Annotated in this window: 15 protein-coding genes and 1 pseudogene; 5 read left to right on the top strand and 11 right to left on the bottom strand. The window is 53.0% G+C overall.

The window, feature by feature from the left end; translation table 11 throughout:
• Positions 1 to 196: 196 nt before the first annotated feature.
• From sbcD to araJ, 3 genes are all read left to right on the top strand, one after another.
• Entirely contained in the window at positions 197 to 1,399 is a 1,203-nt protein-coding gene (sbcD, locus tag F4V72_RS11830) for an exonuclease subunit SbcD (RefSeq protein ID WP_079813395.1), read from the top strand.
• Positions 1,396 to 4,533, top strand: coding sequence for an exonuclease subunit SbcC (gene sbcC, locus F4V72_RS11825; protein WP_136058433.1), 3,138 nt, complete (start codon positions 1,396 to 1,398; stop codon positions 4,531 to 4,533). The genes sbcD and sbcC overlap by 4 nt, the downstream gene beginning before the upstream one ends.
• Before the next feature lie 172 nt (positions 4,534 to 4,705).
• Positions 4,706 to 5,878, top strand: a complete 1,173-nt coding sequence (gene araJ / locus F4V72_RS11820; protein WP_136058434.1) for an MFS transporter AraJ — start codon at positions 4,706 to 4,708, stop codon at positions 5,876 to 5,878.
• Between the two features lie 21 nt (positions 5,879 to 5,899).
• On the opposite strand, the gene mak is transcribed toward araJ, so the two are convergent.
• Complete coding sequence (gene mak, locus F4V72_RS11815) at positions 5,900 to 6,808, bottom strand: fructokinase (RefSeq protein ID WP_053529226.1); 909 nt, start codon at positions 6,806 to 6,808, stop codon at positions 5,900 to 5,902.
• 125 nt (positions 6,809 to 6,933) lie between these two features.
• Between mak and rdgC the strand changes: the two genes are divergently transcribed.
• Positions 6,934 to 7,845 carry a recombination-associated protein RdgC gene (gene rdgC / locus F4V72_RS11810; RefSeq protein WP_023246138.1) on the top strand — a complete coding sequence of 304 codons (912 nt, stop codon included), beginning with the start codon at positions 6,934 to 6,936 and terminating at the stop codon, positions 7,843 to 7,845.
• 37 nt (positions 7,846 to 7,882) lie between these two features.
• Here rdgC and ppnP read toward each other — a convergent pair whose 3' ends face one another.
• From ppnP to F4V72_RS11785, 5 genes are all read right to left on the bottom strand, one after another.
• Positions 7,883 to 8,167 carry a pyrimidine/purine nucleoside phosphorylase gene (gene ppnP, locus F4V72_RS11805; RefSeq protein WP_000941953.1) on the bottom strand — a complete coding sequence of 95 codons (285 nt, stop codon included), beginning with the start codon at positions 8,165 to 8,167 and terminating at the stop codon, positions 7,883 to 7,885.
• 70 nt (positions 8,168 to 8,237) lie between these two features.
• A complete protein-coding gene (locus F4V72_RS11800) occupies positions 8,238 to 8,915 on the bottom strand; it encodes an AroM family protein (RefSeq protein ID WP_023246136.1) in 678 nt (225 codons plus the stop codon).
• 253 nt (positions 8,916 to 9,168) lie between these two features.
• On the bottom strand, positions 9,169 to 9,360 hold the full coding sequence (gene yaiA, locus F4V72_RS11795) for a protein YaiA (protein ID WP_023246135.1): 192 nt from the start codon (positions 9,358 to 9,360) through the stop codon (positions 9,169 to 9,171).
• Between the two features lie 26 nt (positions 9,361 to 9,386).
• Positions 9,387 to 9,932: a shikimate kinase AroL gene (aroL, locus tag F4V72_RS11790; protein WP_023246134.1), complete on the bottom strand. Its 546-nt coding sequence runs from the start codon at positions 9,930 to 9,932 to the stop codon at positions 9,387 to 9,389.
• 184 nt (positions 9,933 to 10,116) lie between these two features.
• The gene (locus tag F4V72_RS11785; RefSeq protein WP_000158171.1) at positions 10,117 to 10,572 is read right to left on the bottom strand and encodes a YaiI/YqxD family protein; all 456 of its coding nucleotides are present in this window, start codon (positions 10,570 to 10,572) and stop codon (positions 10,117 to 10,119) included.
• 139 nt (positions 10,573 to 10,711) lie between these two features.
• Between F4V72_RS11785 and proC the strand changes: the two genes are divergently transcribed.
• Entirely contained in the window at positions 10,712 to 11,521 is an 810-nt protein-coding gene (gene proC, locus F4V72_RS11780; protein ID WP_023246133.1) for a pyrroline-5-carboxylate reductase, read from the top strand.
• A gap of 14 nt (positions 11,522 to 11,535) precedes the next feature.
• Here proC and adrA read toward each other — a convergent pair whose 3' ends face one another.
• The 5 genes and pseudogenes from adrA to F4V72_RS11755 all read right to left on the bottom strand — a co-directional run bounded on the left by adrA (position 11,536) and on the right by F4V72_RS11755 (position 16,061).
• Positions 11,536 to 12,648 carry a diguanylate cyclase AdrA gene (gene adrA / locus F4V72_RS11775; protein ID WP_023246132.1) on the bottom strand — a complete coding sequence of 371 codons (1,113 nt, stop codon included), beginning with the start codon at positions 12,646 to 12,648 and terminating at the stop codon, positions 11,536 to 11,538.
• A 91-nt stretch (positions 12,649 to 12,739) separates the two neighbouring features.
• Positions 12,740 to 13,060, bottom strand: a pseudogene (psiF, locus tag F4V72_RS11770) (phosphate starvation-inducible protein PsiF).
• Positions 13,061 to 13,410: 350 nt separating this feature from the next.
• Positions 13,411 to 13,671: an anti-adapter protein IraP gene (gene iraP, locus F4V72_RS11765; protein ID WP_023246130.1), complete on the bottom strand. Its 261-nt coding sequence runs from the start codon at positions 13,669 to 13,671 to the stop codon at positions 13,411 to 13,413.
• A 296-nt stretch (positions 13,672 to 13,967) separates the two neighbouring features.
• The gene (locus tag F4V72_RS11760) at positions 13,968 to 15,179 is read right to left on the bottom strand and encodes a multidrug efflux MFS transporter (RefSeq protein WP_023246129.1); all 1,212 of its coding nucleotides are present in this window, start codon (positions 15,177 to 15,179) and stop codon (positions 13,968 to 13,970) included.
• 168 nt (positions 15,180 to 15,347) lie between these two features.
• On the bottom strand, positions 15,348 to 16,061 hold the full coding sequence (locus tag F4V72_RS11755) for an extensin-like domain-containing protein (protein WP_136058435.1): 714 nt from the start codon (positions 16,059 to 16,061) through the stop codon (positions 15,348 to 15,350).
• Between the last annotated feature and the right edge of the window lie 6 nt (positions 16,062 to 16,067).

The following is a 16,067-nucleotide window of genomic DNA, read 5'->3' as shown; positions in this document are numbered from 1 at the left end:
TTAGTTATCAATGCCGCGCCATTATGCGTCAGATTTATGACAGATTTATGAAAAAAAGGGGTGGTATTGACAGCATGTTGATGATTTATGACACCGTTGAAACATTGCATTACCGTCTACTGGCGGTAAATTGCGCCCAAAAATGGAGGGGATGACGTGTATAATCCCGTTCACGCTTTTTTTGCATGGAACTATTATGCGCATCCTCCATACCTCTGACTGGCATCTGGGACAAAATTTCTACAGTAAAAGCCGCGCCGCGGAGCATCAGGCTTTTCTGGACTGGCTGCTGGAGACCGCGCAGTCCCATCAGGTGGATGCCATTATTGTCGCAGGCGATATTTTTGATACCGGTTCGCCGCCAAGCTATGCCCGAGAACTTTATAACCGTTTTGTCGTTAATTTACAGCAAACAGGCTGTCATTTAGTGGTGCTGGCCGGTAATCATGATTCCGTTGCCACGCTTAACGAGTCACGCGAAATTCTGGCGTTTCTCAATACAACCGTGATCGCCAGCGCGGGCTATGCGCCGCAACTACTTCATCGCCGCGATGGTTCTCCCGGCGCCGTACTGTGCCCCATTCCCTTTTTACGCCCGCGCGACATTATTACCAGCCAGGCGGGGTTGTCCGGCAGCGAGAAACAGCAGCAACTCCTTCATGCGATTGCCGATTATTATCAACAGCAGTACCAGGAAGCGTGCCTGCTACGCGGCGAACGGAAGTTGCCGGTTATCGCGACGGGGCATTTAACCACCGTCGGCGCCAGCAAAAGCGATGCGGTACGCGACATTTATATCGGTACGCTGGATGCCTTTCCGGCGGAGCATTTCCCACCAGCGGATTATATCGCATTGGGACACATTCACCGCGCGCAATGTGTCGGCGGCACAGAGCATATCCGCTATTGCGGCTCCCCCATCGCCCTCAGCTTTGATGAGTGCGGCAAAAGCAAATGCGTGCATCTGGTGACCTTCGACCAGGGGAAATGGCAAAGTACCGAAAGTCTGGCCATCCCCGTTAGCCAACCATTGGCGGTTTTAAAAGGCGACCTGGCGTCAATTACCGAACAGCTTGAGCAGTGGCGCGGCATTGAGCAATCGCCCCCCGTCTGGCTGGATATTGAAATCACCAGCGATGATTATCTACATGATATACAAAGAAAAATACAGACATTAACGGAGTCGCTACCGGTAGAAGTATTACTGGTGCGTCGTAGCCGCGAACAGCGTGAACGCTCGCTGGCGAACGAACGGCGGGAAACATTAAGCGAGCTTAGCGTGGAGGAGGTTTTTGCGCGGCGGCTGGCGCTGGAAGCGTTAGATACCCCGCAGCGCGAGCGCCTGAATCAGCTCTTTTCCAGCACGCTCTACGCGTTGAATGAGGAGCATGAGGCATGAAAATTCTCAGTTTGCGTCTGAAAAACCTGAACTCGCTGAAAGGAGAATGGAAGGTCGACTTTACCGCCGAACCGTTTGTCAGTAACGGGTTATTCGCCATCACCGGCCCGACCGGCGCGGGAAAAACCACCTTGCTTGACGCCATCTGCCTGGCGCTGTACCACGAAACGCCGCGCCTGAATACGGTATCGCAATCGCAAAACGATTTGATGACGCGCGATACGGCGGAATGTCTGGCCGAAGTGGAGTTTGAGGTAAAAGGCGAAGCCTGGCGCGCGTTCTGGAGCCAGAACCGCGCCCGAAATCAGCCTGACGGCAATCTCCAGGCACCACGCGTGGAGTTGGCGCGGTGTTCAGACGGAAAAATCTTTGCCGATAAGGTAAAGGATAAACTGGAGATGATCGCCACGTTGACCGGGCTGGACTACGGGCGCTTCACCCGTTCGATGTTGTTATCACAGGGGCAGTTCGCCGCCTTTCTTAACGCCAAAGCGAAAGAGCGCGCAGAGCTTCTGGAGGAGCTCACCGGCACTGAGATTTACGGGCAGATATCCGCACAGGTATTTGAAAAACATAAATCAGCCCGTCTCGAACTGGAAAAGTTACAAGCGCAGGCCAGCGGCGTCGCCCTATTGGCGGACGAACAGTTACAGCAACTGGAAGCCAGTTTGCAGGCGCTTACTGACGAAGAGAAACGCCTGCTGGCCGGCCAGCAGGTACAGCAGCAGCACCTTCACTGGCTGACCCGAAAAAACGAGCTCCACACTGAATTACACGCCCGGCAGCAGTCGCTGTACGCGGCGCAAGAGGCGCGAGAAAAAGCGCAGCCGCAGCTCGCGGCGCTGACTCTGGCGCAACCTGCTCGCCAGTTGCGCCCGCATTGGGAGCGCATTCAGGAACAAACCCGCGCCGTTGAGCGGGTTCGCCAGCACATTGATGAAGTGAATGCTCGCTTACAAAGCGCGTATCGCCTGCGCCAGAGTATCCGCGCCTGCGCGCATCGACAATCCACGCAACTGAACGCCACAGGGCAGCGGTTGAAGGCATGGCTGGCGGAACACGACGGCATCCGCGTCTGGCACAGCGAACTGGCGGGTTGGCGAGCATTATTAACACAACAATCCCACGATCGGGCGCAACTGAGCCAATGGCAACAGCAGTTGATGAGCGATACGCGTCAACTCGACGCGCTACCGCCGCTCATGCTCGATCTCACGCCACAGGCGCTGGCGGAAGCCAGGGCGTTACATACCCGGCAACGTCCACTACGTCAGCGTCTCGCCGCGCTTCAGGGGCAAATTACCCCGAAACAAAAGCGTCAGACGCAGCTACAGGAGGCGATTACGCGTCATCATCAGGAACAGACGCAATACACCCAACGCCTGGCGGATAAGCGCCTGAGTTATAAAACCAAAGCACAGGAGCTTGCGGACGTTCGCACTATTTGCGAGCAGGAAGCGCGCATCAAAGATCTGGAAAGCCAGCGGGCGCGCTTACAGCCCGGCCAGCCGTGTCCGCTTTGCGGCTCGACGACACACCCCGCCATCGCCGCCTATCAGGCGCTCGAACTGAGCACGAATCAAACCCGCCGCGACGCGCTGGAAAAAGAGGTCAAAACGCTGGCGGAAGAAGGCGCTGCGCTGCGAGGACAGTTAGATGCCTTAACGCAACAATTACAGCGGGATGAAAGCGAGGCGCAGTCGCTGTTGCAGGAAGAGCAAGCGCTTACTGAGGAATGGCAAACGCTCTGCGCCGCGCTGGGCGTTAAGTTTCAGCCGCAAGAAGATCTCTCTGGCTGGCTGACCGCCGCGGAAGAGCATGAGCAGCAGTTGGATCAGCTAAGCCAGCGCCATGCTCTACAAACGCAAATCGCCGCGCATACCGAGCAGGTAGCCCGCTTTACCGCGCAGATTGCGCAGCGTCAGGCGTCGCTGACGGCTGATTTGGCGCTGTATAAGCTTTCCCTTCCTGCGCCAGAAGAGGAGGCTTCGTGGCTGAATGACCGCGCCGATGAAGTGAAAATGTGGCAACAGCGTCAGACAGAGTTCGCGGATTTGCAAACGCAGATCGACAGGCTTGCCCCGTTGCTGGAGACGCTACCGCAAACGGATACCGTGGATTCCGACGACGTGCCGCTGGATAACTGGCGGCAGGCGCATGATGAATGCGTGTCGTTACAAAGCCAATTGCAAACCTTGCAGCAGCAGGCGACACAGGAGCAGCAGCGCGCCGCCGAGGCGATAGCGCATTTTGACGCAGCGTTAAAAAATAGCCCGTTTGACAGCCAGACAACGTTCCTGGCGGCGTTGCTGGATGAAGAGACCGTGACCCGTCTGGAAAAACAGCAACAGGCGCTGGAAAGTCAGCTACAGCAAGCGAAGGCGTTAAGCGCGCAGTCCGCGCAGGCGCTGGCTGACCATCAGCAACAGCCGCCCGCCGGTCTGGAGCCAACGTGTACGGCGGAGCAGCTCTCGCAGCGGCTGACGCAGTTGGCGCAACAACTGCGTGAAAACACGACACGCCAGGGGGAAATCCGCCAGCAAATTAAACAGGATGCAGATAATCGGCAGCACCAACGGGCGCTGATGGCGGAAATGACGCAAGCCTCTCAGCAGGTGGAAGACTGGGGCTATCTTAATGCGCTGATCGGCTCTAAAGAGGGTGATAAGTTCCGCAAATTCGCCCAGGGGCTGACGCTGGATAATCTGGTCTGGCTGGCGAATCATCAGCTCACCCGTCTGCATGGTCGTTATTTATTGCAACGTAAAGCCAGCGACGCGCTGGAGCTGGAGGTTGTCGATACCTGGCAGGCCGACGCTGTGCGCGATACGCGCACTTTATCAGGCGGCGAAAGTTTCCTGGTCAGCCTGGCGCTGGCGCTGGCGTTATCAGATTTGGTCAGCCATAAAACGCGCATTGACTCTTTGTTCCTCGACGAAGGCTTCGGCACGCTTGATAGCGAAACGCTGGACGCCGCGCTGGATGCGCTCGACGCGCTGAATGCCAGCGGTAAGACCATCGGCGTTATTAGCCACGTGGAAGCCATGAAAGAACGTATCCCTGTGCAGATAAAAGTGAAAAAAATCAACGGACTTGGTTACAGCAAACTGGACAAAGTGTTTGCCGTGGAGTAACGCGGGAGCCATTCTGCGCGCAACATAATGTCATGACGTAGCATAATAATGAATACACAAAGACGGATAAGGAATGGTATTACCTCGCGCTTATCCGCAAGCTATACGTTGATTGGCTACGACAGTTGACAGCCACGGCGCGCAACATGCGCCTTCATTTTCGGCAGGTGGTATGAAAAAAGTTATTTTTTCTTTGGCGCTGGGTACGTTCGGACTGGGGATGGCCGAGTTTGGCATTATGGGCGTGCTGACGGAGCTGGAGCGCGATGTCGGAATAACGATTCCCGCCGCCGGGCATATGATCTCGTTTTACGCCTTCGGCGTCGTGCTGGGCGCTCCCATTATGGCGCTTTTTTCCAGCCGCTTTTCGCTTAAACATGTACTGCTGTTTCTGGTCATGCTGTGCGTGACAGGCAATGCCATGTTTACCTTTTCCTCCTCATATCTGATGCTCGCCATCGGCAGACTGGTTTCCGGCTTTCCGCACGGCGCCTTTTTTGGCGTCGGCGCCATTGTCTTGTCAAAGATTATCCGCCCCGGGAAAGTCACCGCCGCCGTCGCGGGTATGGTTTCGGGGATGACGGTGGCGAATCTGGTGGGCATCCCGTTCGGCACTTACCTGAGCCAGGAATTTAGCTGGCGCTACACCTTTTTATTGATCGCGGTTTTCAACATCGCCGTGCTCACCGCGATTTTCTTCTGGGTGCCGGATATTCGCGACGAAGCCAAAAGCAGCCTGCGCGAGCAGTTCTACTTTCTGCGCAGCCTCGCGCCGTGGCTTATCTTCGCCGCCACGATGTTCGGCAATGCGGGCGTTTTTGCCTGGTTCAGCTATATCAAGCCATTTATGATGTACATCTCCGGTTTTTCGGAAACGAGCATGACGTTTATTATGATGCTGGTCGGGCTGGGGATGGTGTTAGGCAATCTATTAAGCGGCAAACTCTCCGGCAGATATACTCCGCTCCGCATCGCGGCAGTGACTGACCTCGTTATCGTGCTCTCTCTCACGGCGCTCTTTTTCTTCGGCGGATGCAAAACGGCATCGCTGACTTTCGCGTTTATCTGCTGCGCTGGTCTGTTTGCGCTCTCTGCGCCGCTGCAGATCTTGCTGCTACAAAACGCCAAAGGCGGCGAACTGCTGGGTGCGGCGGGAGGGCAAATCGCGTTTAATCTCGGTAGCGCAATTGGCGCCTGGTGCGGAGGGCTGATGCTGACGCTAGGTTTTGCGTACCACTACGTGGCGCTTCCCGCCGCTCTACTGTCGTTTTCCGCCATGTCGTCGTTGCTGGTATATGGCCGTCTAAAACACAAGCAGCCATCGGTCACGTCTGTTGCCGGATGACGCGCCATCCGGCTAAAAACGTTACGCCAGCGGCCACAGCCAGGCCGCGCCGCGCACACCGCTCGAATCGCCATGCTGCGCCTTACGCACCGGCGTCTCGCACTCGCCGCCAAAAACAAACGATTTCATCAGCGACGGAACCGTCTTGTACAGGCGCTCAACATTGCTCATGCCGCCGCCCAGCACAATGACATCCGGATCAAGAATATTTACGACGTGCGCTAACGCTTTCGCCAGCCGTAACTCATAACGGCTTATCGCCAGTTCCGCCACGGCGTCCTGCGTATCAACCAGACGAATAATCTCATCGCCTTTTAGCGCCTTACCGCTCAAACGCTGGTAATCCGTGGCAAATCCCGTACCGGAAATAAAAGTTTCGATACAGCCTTGTTTACCGCAATAACACGGAATTTCTTCGCGGTAACGCAACTCATCGTCATCCATCCACGGCAACGGATTGTGGCCCCATTCGCCTGCCGTACCGTTGCCGCCGATGTGCGCCTGGCCATTTAGCGCTACGCCCGCGCCGCACCCGGTACCGATAATCACCGCAAATACCGTTTGCGCCCCCGCCGCCGCGCCATCTACCGCCTCTGAGACCGCCAGGCAATTGGCATCGTTAGCTAACCGTACTTCACGCTTCAGACGACGGCTCACATCGTTATCGAACGGCTGGCCGTTAAGCCACGTAGAGTTAGCGTTTTTCACGACGCCAGTGTAAGGCGAGAGAGAACCGGGAATGCCAATGCCGACGCTACCGGTCTGTCCGGTCGCCTGTTCCGCCATGTCGACCAGCGCAGCGATAGTTTCTATCGTTTGCTGATAATCCTCCCGCGGCGTAGGCAGACGATGGCGAAACCGCTGTTCTCCTGCATCATCAAGCGCAATGACTTCCGTTTTTGTGCCGCCTAAATCGATACCAATACGCACATACCGCTCCTCATTTTTTGGGAATATCAACAGGGTAGAACCCACCGTTCTGATTGGCAATGCAAGCCCGCCGACAATTCGTTACTATACCGCCTGGATTTAACGACAAGGCCGTGGAAATTATCATGCTGTGGTTCAAAAATTTAATGGTTTACCGTCTTAGCCGCGATATCGCATTGCGCGTCGAAGAGATGGAGAAACAGCTCGCCTCAATGACGTTTACCCCATGCGGTAGCCAGGATATGGCCAAAATGGGCTGGGTTCCGCCAATGGGCTCTCACAGCGATGCGTTAACGCACACTGCCAATGGCCAAATTATTATTTGTGCGCGCAAAGAAGAGAAAATTCTGCCATCGCCAGTGATTAAACAGGCGCTGGAAGCGAAAATCCAGAAACTGGAAGCCGATCAGGGGCGCAAGCTGAAGAAGACGGAAAAAGATTCCCTGAAGGATGAAGTGTTGCATTCATTGCTGCCGCGCGCGTTTAGCCGCTTCAGCCAGACAATGATGTGGATTGATACCGTTAACGGCCTGATTATGGTTGACTGCGCCAGCGCGAAAAAAGCGGAGGATACGCTGGCGCTACTGCGTAAAAGTCTCGGCTCGCTGCCGGTTGTCCCGCTGGCGCTGGAAAATCCGATTGAACTGACGCTCACAGAGTGGGTGCGCTCCGGTACGGTCGCTCAGGGCTTCCAGTTGCTCGACGAAGCCGAATTGAAAGCGATGCTGGAAGATGGCGGCGTGATTCGCGCGAAAAAGCAGGATCTGGTCAGCGACGAGATCGCCGTTCATATTGAAGCGGGTAAAGTGGTAACGAAGCTGGCGCTCGACTGGCAGCAACGCATTCAGTTCGTGATGTGCGACGACGGCTCCATTAAGCGTCTGAAATTCTGCGATGAGCTGCGCGATCAGAACGAAGATATCGACCGGGAAGATTTTGCCCAGCGTTTCGACGCGGACTTTATCCTGATGACCGGAGAGCTGGCGGCGCTGATTCAAAGCCTGGTGGAAGGATTAGGCGGCGAAGCGCAACGCTAACCAGAGGGTCCCTCTCCGCCGGAGAGGGGACTCACCGTTACAAATAGCGGCACAGATACGAGGTAGGCTCAGCAACCTGTAGATGAAACTCGCTGTGGCCAGGCACGTTAAACACCTCACCTGCCGTATACACTTTCCATTCGACAGTTCCCGGCAACAGTACCTTCAACGCGCCGCTCACAACCGTCATCTCTTCGGGTTCGGCGGTGCCAAAGGTATACTCTCCTTCCGCCATCACGCCAACGCTGGCCCGGCCGGTGCTACTGCTGGTAAATCCAATAGACTTCACTTTCCCGGAAAAGTATTCATTGCTTTGTAGCATAATCAGGCCCCGTCTCGTTATTAAATTAACACCCAATATAGAGTCCTGACGTTCGGCCTGTCACGCAAAATTAGACAAGCAGTTCTGAAGCTAACCGCGCAATCAAAACATTAGAGAGTAAAACCGGCACATCCAGCGCCTGCTGTAAAATATCCCGATGACGCTGATGAAAACCCAGACAATCAAGCATAATGACGTCCGCGCCTTGATCCAGTAGCGCCTGCCCGGCATTAATTAACTGTTGCTCAGATCCGTGAACCGGATTCGCCAGCGAATAAACCGGCGGCATTTGCAATACCTGCCATTTTTTCTCCTGGGCCGCCAGAAGCTCTGCAACTGGCACAATAACGCCAACCTGATGCCCATCCACAATAGAGGCAACAAGCGGTGGAATAATACGCAGCGGTTCAAGCAAAATAGAATTGCGGGCAGCCATACTTTTAATCGCCGCAGTGCTCATCAGTATAATGACATCATAACCCTGGTTATCCAGCACTTCGACAACGCTCTGTAAATCTCGCTCCACTTTCTGGCGGGAAACATGGGCTATTTGGTTATCATTCAGCAACGTCAGAAGCGGATCGTCGCCAGGCTCTACGGCGTAATCCGCCATAACGTCTTCCCGGCTCATTTTTCCCAGCAGGCTGTGATGGGTGATATGTTGTTCGTCGATGTATTCCGTCAGGAGCGGTAACACTTCGCTCATTGGCACAACGCCGATTGTGAGGATTGCCAACGACGCACTCATTCTTATTCCACCTTCTTATTACTTCGTCGTAGTTCCCGGGCAAATATTTACACAACCACCGTGCTACCTGCCCTACAAATCTCAAAAAGCGTAGCAGCAGATGGACCACGTATTGTGTAAAGATTCCAAATAATTCCAGTATTGTATTGTTATCGCTTAATTTACGGTTTTAGTTGCCAGTATAAATGTTTCAAAAATGTGATAGAGATACAATTTAGGAGTACTCAGAATCCCTTCCGAGTCGTTCATGCGGCTATGATTTATCCGGATCTTCATAACGTTTTTTCGCATCCATCGCCTCTTCTGCAGTCGGATGCTCGCTAATGAGCGAATCAGGTTTCGGATGGTCAGCCCGTAGCTGATACCACGTCACCGTCTGTCCTGACACGCCTTTTTCAATGGTGACGATATAAGCTTCCCGCGGATAAGGTGGTCTGGTTGGCATAGTGTTTCCTTTATTCTGGGTGAGCGTTAAGTATAGACATCTCCCTGCACCCGTTGCGTCGACGGCGGCAGCGCCGCAATAATTTCAGAAACGACCTGGGTCGGCGCTTTCGTCGCGTCAATAATGTAATGCGCCGTTTCGCGATACAGCGCGTCACGCTGCTCAAGCACTTCCCGAACCTCTTCGCTCAACGGCTTTCCGGTTAGAGTTGGACGCAGATCCGCTTCAGGTTCAGCCTCAAGCCGGTTAACCAGCGTTGACACCGGCGCGCACAAATAAATCACTATGCCAACACGGTGCATATAACGTCGATTATATTCTGTGAGAATAATACCGCCTCCTGTCGCCACGACCGTCGAAGGCGCGCTTACCGCTTCAAGGGCCGCTGTTTCCCGGGCGCGGAACCCTTCCCAGCCCTCTTTTTCAACAATATCAGCGACGCTCATTTGCACATGCGATTGCAGCCAGCGGTCGGTATCCGCAAACCGGAAACCGGTTGCCTGCGCCAGCGCCATACCGATGGTGGTTTTCCCACAGCCTCGCGGGCCAACAAGATAAAGAGGTTGCATCATAGCAGGCGTTCCCCTGGGAGCTGCGCATACGCAGGATTTGATATCAGCAATGTTGTAATCATACCATCAAACTAGTACAATGCATAAATGTAAACAATAATTTACATGAAAATACTAAACTCATAATATTAGCACTATAGCAAGAATTAGAAATGAATAAACTGTAAAACTTTCATTACACGATTTATTTTTTACGCTGGCTTTCCAGCCACCACTTATCCAGCTCGGCGGCAAAATGCTGACGATCGCGCGGCGAAAGACTGTTTGGTCCCCCCGTTTGTACGCCGCTGGCGCGTAGCGTGTCCATAAAGTCACGCATCGTCAGGCGTTCGCGAATCGTGGCTTCGCTATAGCGTTCTCCCCGAGGATTAAGAGCTGCAGCGCCTTTTTCCAGCACTTCAGCCGCCAGCGGAATATCAGCGGTAATCACCAGATCGCCCGCTTCGCATTGACGCACGATTTCATTATCCGCCACGTCAAACCCGGCGGCCACACGGAGCGTACGGATAAAACGCGAAGGCGGCACGCGCAAGGCCTGATTGGCAACCAGAATAAGCGGCAACTGCATCCGCCCGGCGGCGCGATACAAAATTTCTTTAATGACATTCGGACACGCATCCGCATCCACCCAGATGGTCATAATGTCTCCCATACGGTATACAATCTTTTATTGTCTCGCGCTTTTGTCTTTCGTCAAAGTGCTGTTTCTCCTTCTGCCCGTTTTCAATCCGCGTTAAGCTAACCCTTCCCCATAACACACAAACATAGGGAGTGACGAGATGGAGAAGAAAATCGGTTTTATTGGCTGCGGTAATATGGGCAAGGCTATTCTTGGCGGACTCATTGCCAGCGGTCAGGTGCTTCCCGGTCAGATCTGGGTCTACACCCCCTCCCCCGATAAAGTTTCCGCCTTGCATGACCAGTACGGCATTAATGCGGCGCAAAGCGCGCAGGAAGTCGCTCAGGTCGCGGATATCGTTTTCGGCGCGGTAAAACCGGGCATTATGGTAAAAGTGCTGAGTGAAATTTCCTCCAGCCTGAGCAAAGACTCTCTGGTGGTCTCTATTGCCGCTGGAGTAACGCTTGATCAGCTTGCGCGCGCGCTGGGGCACGATCGTAAAATTATTCGCGCCATGCCGAATACGCCATCGCTGGTCAACGCCGGTATGACCTCCGTCACGCCCAATGCGCTGGTAACGCCGGAAGATACGGCTGATGTATTGAACATTTTCCGCTGCTTTGGCGAGGCGGAAGTGATTGCTGAGCCTATGATCCATCCGGTGGTTGGCGTGAGTGGATCTTCTCCGGCCTATGTCTTTATGTTTATCGAGGCGATGGCGGACGCTGCCGTTCTGGGCGGTATGTCTCGCGCTCAGGCTTATAAATTCGCCGCGCAGGCCGTCATGGGATCGGCGAAAATGGTTCTGGAAACCGGAAAGCATCCCGGTGAACTGAAAGATATGGTGTGCTCGCCTGGCGGAACGACGATTGAAGCCGTACGCGTTCTGGAAGAACGTGGCTTCCGCGCTGCGGTAATAGAAGCGATGACGAAGTGTATGGAAAAATCAGAGGCGCTCAGTAAATCCTGAGGCCCGGCTGGACGTCATGCCGCCACTTCGGTGCGGTTACGTCCGGCATTCTTTGCTTTATAAAGCGCCATATCTGCAGACTTTAGCCATTCCCGATAATGAGTGATTTGTGGCGTTAACGGCGCCACGCCCACGCTGATACGTAACATGACCTGTGGCGCGCCCGGCAAGCGTAATGTATTTAGCCGTTCATGCACTCGCGACATGGCGGTAATCGCGCTGTCTGCCGGCGTTCCGCACATAATCACCGCAAATTCGTCGCCGCCAAAGCGCCCGATAATATCACTCCCGCGTAGCGTTATCTGCAGTTGACGCGTCAGGGCGATAATAGCCTCATCCCCAACATCATGTCCCCAGGTATCGTTAATGCTCTTAAAATGATCGATGTCGATAATCAACAATGTCGCCTCTCGATGGTGGCGTCGGCTGTGATCGAATTCATTGCGTAATAAAATTTCCCAGTGTCGTCGGTTATAGACGCCGGTCATGCCATCCCGCGAGCTCATAGCCTGCAAGCGTCGCTTATGTTCCGCTAATTTAATGGCCGTTTGGTAACTTACCCAGGCAAACAGCAGCGGATACAACATAATGACGGGCAAAGAGAGCGTGACTTCCAGCGATGAGCTTCGCATAGCGACAGGTAGCCCGGTAAGCTGCAATGTCACCAGACATGATGCCAGCAAGAGCCCCATTCCGGCAGTGAATAGTCGCAACCCGCCAGCGCCCATCAGATTCATACTCATCATCATAAACAGCGTGGCGGCAGGCAGCATGTTGACGCCTATCAGCGCGATCCACATGCCGGAGAGGATCGCATCCGCTTTCAGGTTGTAAATTTCCTGACGTAGCGGATCAAGCGCTTTTGCCGCCCACTGCCACGCCAGATGCGGCCAGACAAAAGACCAGCCGACCAGCAACAGCCACCAGCCTCCGGAAACGGGTTGCGACACTAACACGGCGGCCACGGGTAAAAACATTCCCCCTAACCCCACCGCACGCGGCAGCCTGATGCGCCGGGCAAAACGCAACCCGGAACGTTGATGCTCATCAGGAGAGGCTGGCGGCGCTACCGCCTGTTCAACCGCTTTTCGGTAAAAATTTTCATCATTCATTATTTTTGGGAACATTTAGAAACAATTTTCCCAAATTATAGAAACAGAGCGCAGGGAAGGAGTATGAGATTTCGGGTGAGCGTTTTTCAGGGCTCACCCGATAGCACTACGCCGCTTTTTTCAGGCAGGCGCTCATAAACTTGCTGCGATCGTCGCCTTTCAAGGATTGTTCCGTCGCCTGGAGGTTGCATTCACGCATTTTCTGCTGTTGCGGCGTCAGGCTTTTCTCACCAGGGGCTGACTACCTGTTTTTTAGACAATCGCTAAGGTAAGTTTTACGCGCATCGCCTTTCAGCGCCTGCGCTGTCGCCTGCTGATTACAGGTGGTCATGCGCTGCTGTTGCGGCGTCAACGGTTTCTCGGCAGCGCCGACGGTAGTTAAAAAGACCAGGCCAAAAAGTAAAGTCACCAGTAAGGTTATTTTCATAGCACCATCCTTTTGTCAGTGTACACACTACACTTTGTCCCTTTGGGAAATATCCCAGGGACTTTATATAAGTCTGGCTGTTACTGGCAAAAATACCACCCGGCAGTAAAAGTATTACTTACCGTTATTAATATAGGCTTTATTGATTGACAAACCGCAGGTTGATGTGCAATTCGATTATCCACAACTATACCGGCATGATGGAGAGGAACAACGCATCGCGTTACCCTGTTATTACCATAGCCGCTTCGTTTTTATTTTTCTGTTTAATGTAAAGCAAAATAAAAACGAAGCGGCTATGGTTATTTCATAAAAGTAACGTTATAACAACTGTGTTGTTTTAAATACGATTAGTGCCGAGGGTGTCTCAGCAACTTTTTTACATACTGGCGCAGCAATTCCGTATCGTGATCAGGAACGCTGGCATCCGGCTTTACGCCTTCAAGTGCGCTCTCTACCTGACGTATCAACATCTGTTGCTCGCTTTGCGCCATGTTACGTAACATTGCTGTGACGATAATCTCTAACGCTTCTACCTGAGCAACCAGTTCTTTCGACTCTTCTTCTTTTTGGGCTAGCTTAAGCAACAACTCTGCTATGAGATTTTTCATGACCATATTTCCTTATTAGCTCCAGGGTGACGTTATCACTATGAAGAACCACTGCCTAGAGGCTGAAAGTACTATTTTTATGATACAGGAAGAACTTTACACAAATAATTATCACCATCGCCGCAGCGAAACGTTTCTCAAACCGTAAACGAGACGATAATAAACCATCAAAAAACAATAATCACGCTATATCATAATTTAAAGTTATGCCATCTATAGAAAAGCCTCATGGGTAAAGAATATATCTTTTAATTTAAACCACATCGTAACGGCAGGAGCACCGTTACGATGTAAAGCTATTGGCCTTTCGCTTTTTGCGCGTTACGCCGACGACGTAGCGCCAGGCTCAGTTGCCCAATATTGATCAGCACGATTGCCGCCGTGGCGATAAAAACCCAGCGGAAACCAGCCATCGCCGATACTGTCGCCCCCATCAACGGCCCTACCACGTTGCCCAGATACATAAATGACTGGTTGTAGCCAAAAATACGTCCGGTAATTTGGTCGCTGGAGTATTTCACCAACAACGTTTGTACGGCGGGTAACATCGCGCCATCGGCAAAGCCCAACAAGAAACGCAACAGCCCCAACTGGAATGGCGTGGTGACCCAGGACATCGCGAAGAAAAGCAGCACCGCGCAGATAAGCGTGGCCATCAGAATTCTTTCCGTGCCGATTCTGTCGCCAAGTTTTCCCAGACGAGGCGCGGAGATAAGCGCGGAGATTCCGGGCACCGAGGCAATTAACCCGCTAAGAAAGGCGATGTTATTACTGTCCGGCATCATTGATTTGATAAACAGCGCCAGGATTGGACTGATAGAGCCATTACAGAGTTGAATGACCATCGTGGTAAAAAACAAACTGATCACCAGCGCAGGATAAGGTAACGACGCAAAAACGGCTTTACCGCTCAGACGTTCGCTCTTCTTGATGACTGGACGCACGCCTTCTTTAATTAAAAACAGCGTGACCAGAAAGCTCACCACCAACAGCATGGCGGTAATCAGAAAGACAGCCCTCAAACCAATATGATCCGCGACAAAACCGCCCATTAACGGCCCGCCGATGACGCCGCTAATCTGCGCGGTAGAAAGCGTACTGAGCGCCCAGCCGCTACGTTCGCGCGGTACCTGAGAGGCCACCAGCGCCATAGCATTGGGGATATAGCCTGACGTTAACCCCATGATTCCGCGCAGCAGGAAAAGCTGCCAGACATGGGTCGCAAATGCCTGCAGTAAAATAGCAATCGCCATCCCAAGCGATGCGCGCAACAGCATCAATTTGCGCCCCTTACGGTCGGCCAGGCTGCCCCACATCGGCGATACAATAGCGGAAATCAGAAACGTAATGCTAAACGTTAACCCGGACCACATTGATAACGCTTTATGGGAAGAGACGCCAAGCTGGGAAATATAAAGGGGTAAAAATGGCAGGATTTGACTGATTGCCAGACCGGTAAAAAAACATCCAAACCAGACGGAAATTAGATTAACTTTCCAGGATTCCATAAGACTCGTAACGATAAGTAGCTGAAAATACGTGCTAGCTTAGCAAGCTATGTTTTTTCAGGTGGTTCCAGAGGTGCGATACGTCACACTTTGCTATTTTGTCTCACCGTTCATCATTTTTGTGAAATATATCACATTATATAGGCGCACAGCTCAGACGTTTATGCTTTAACGACACACGCCGTAGCCACGCATCCCCAGGTGAAAATGGTTAGCATGAGCAACGTTATAGTCAGGCCCGAGCCCATTTCCATAATAATGGCAACTGGCGTTTAACATAGCGCGCAGCCAGGGCCCTGTCTCCTCACGCTTCCAGCCTCGCAGGACAGTAACTCTCCGTCCATCCGACAGTTGAAACCCGCTGACATCCAGCGCTTCTGCGCCGGCATGTTCGCTGCGCCGCGCATCCGGGCGGTGATAAATATTACGACAGGCATAGCTGCCCAGATGTTCGATGCGGGTCAGGCGGCGCCTCATCCAGGTTTCTGTTAAGGGTTTTGCCTGCTGTTCGACAAACAGCGCGGAGCTCAGCGCCAACGGGCAGGAGGCTAAAAAACTACTGCTCAATTTTACCTGGCCAAAATCTTTGACACGCACAACATGGGTTAATGGACATTCGCCAGCGCTATCCACAACAGGCTGTGATGAAATTAATCCCTGTTGATTAGCCGCCGTCAAAAGTTCCCGGCACTGTGGCGACGTAAGGCGCTGTAGTTTGAAAGTAGTGATCCAGCCTGGCGGATCGGCAAGTTGTAACGGGGCAAAAGGATTATAATAAGAAGGAAGATAACGATATCCCAGCCCGCCAATGCCGCCCAACAGCACAATAATCAGAAAACCCTTACCTCTCACGCGGCCTCCGTTCTCACATCCCATAAACATTATGGC

Origin of the sequence: Salmonella enterica subsp. diarizonae (assembly GCF_008692785.1) — a bacterium.
GTDB classification, from domain to species: domain Bacteria; phylum Pseudomonadota; class Gammaproteobacteria; order Enterobacterales; family Enterobacteriaceae; genus Salmonella; species Salmonella diarizonae.
This window is presented reverse-complemented; position numbering and strand designations above follow the sequence as displayed.

Bases quoted from the DNA above. Each gene is read 5' to 3' on its own strand.
- sbcD (WP_079813395.1), top strand. From the start codon at position 197: ATGCGCATCCTCCATACCTCTGACTGGCATCTGGGACAAAATTTCTAC.
- sbcC (WP_136058433.1), top strand. From the start codon at position 1,396: ATGAAAATTCTCAGTTTGCGTCTGAAAAACCTGAACTCGCTGAAAGGA.
- araJ (WP_136058434.1), top strand. From the start codon at position 4,706: ATGAAAAAAGTTATTTTTTCTTTGGCGCTGGGTACGTTCGGACTGGGG.
- rdgC (WP_023246138.1), top strand. From the start codon at position 6,934: ATGCTGTGGTTCAAAAATTTAATGGTTTACCGTCTTAGCCGCGATATC.
- ppnP (WP_000941953.1), bottom strand. From the start codon at position 8,167: ATGCTACAAAGCAATGAATACTTTTCCGGGAAAGTGAAGTCTATTGGA.
- F4V72_RS11800 (WP_023246136.1), bottom strand. From the start codon at position 8,915: ATGAGTGCGTCGTTGGCAATCCTCACAATCGGCGTTGTGCCAATGAGC.
- yaiA (WP_023246135.1), bottom strand. From the start codon at position 9,360: ATGCCAACCAGACCACCTTATCCGCGGGAAGCTTATATCGTCACCATT.
- aroL (WP_023246134.1), bottom strand. From the start codon at position 9,932: ATGATGCAACCTCTTTATCTTGTTGGCCCGCGAGGCTGTGGGAAAACC.
- F4V72_RS11785 (WP_000158171.1), bottom strand. From the start codon at position 10,572: ATGACCATCTGGGTGGATGCGGATGCGTGTCCGAATGTCATTAAAGAA.
- proC (WP_023246133.1), top strand. From the start codon at position 10,712: ATGGAGAAGAAAATCGGTTTTATTGGCTGCGGTAATATGGGCAAGGCT.
- adrA (WP_023246132.1), bottom strand. From the start codon at position 12,648: ATGTTCCCAAAAATAATGAATGATGAAAATTTTTACCGAAAAGCGGTT.
- iraP (WP_023246130.1), bottom strand. From the start codon at position 13,671: ATGAAAAATCTCATAGCAGAGTTGTTGCTTAAGCTAGCCCAAAAAGAA.
- F4V72_RS11760 (WP_023246129.1), bottom strand. From the start codon at position 15,179: ATGGAATCCTGGAAAGTTAATCTAATTTCCGTCTGGTTTGGATGTTTT.
- F4V72_RS11755 (WP_136058435.1), bottom strand. From the start codon at position 16,061: ATGTTTATGGGATGTGAGAACGGAGGCCGCGTGAGAGGTAAGGGTTTT.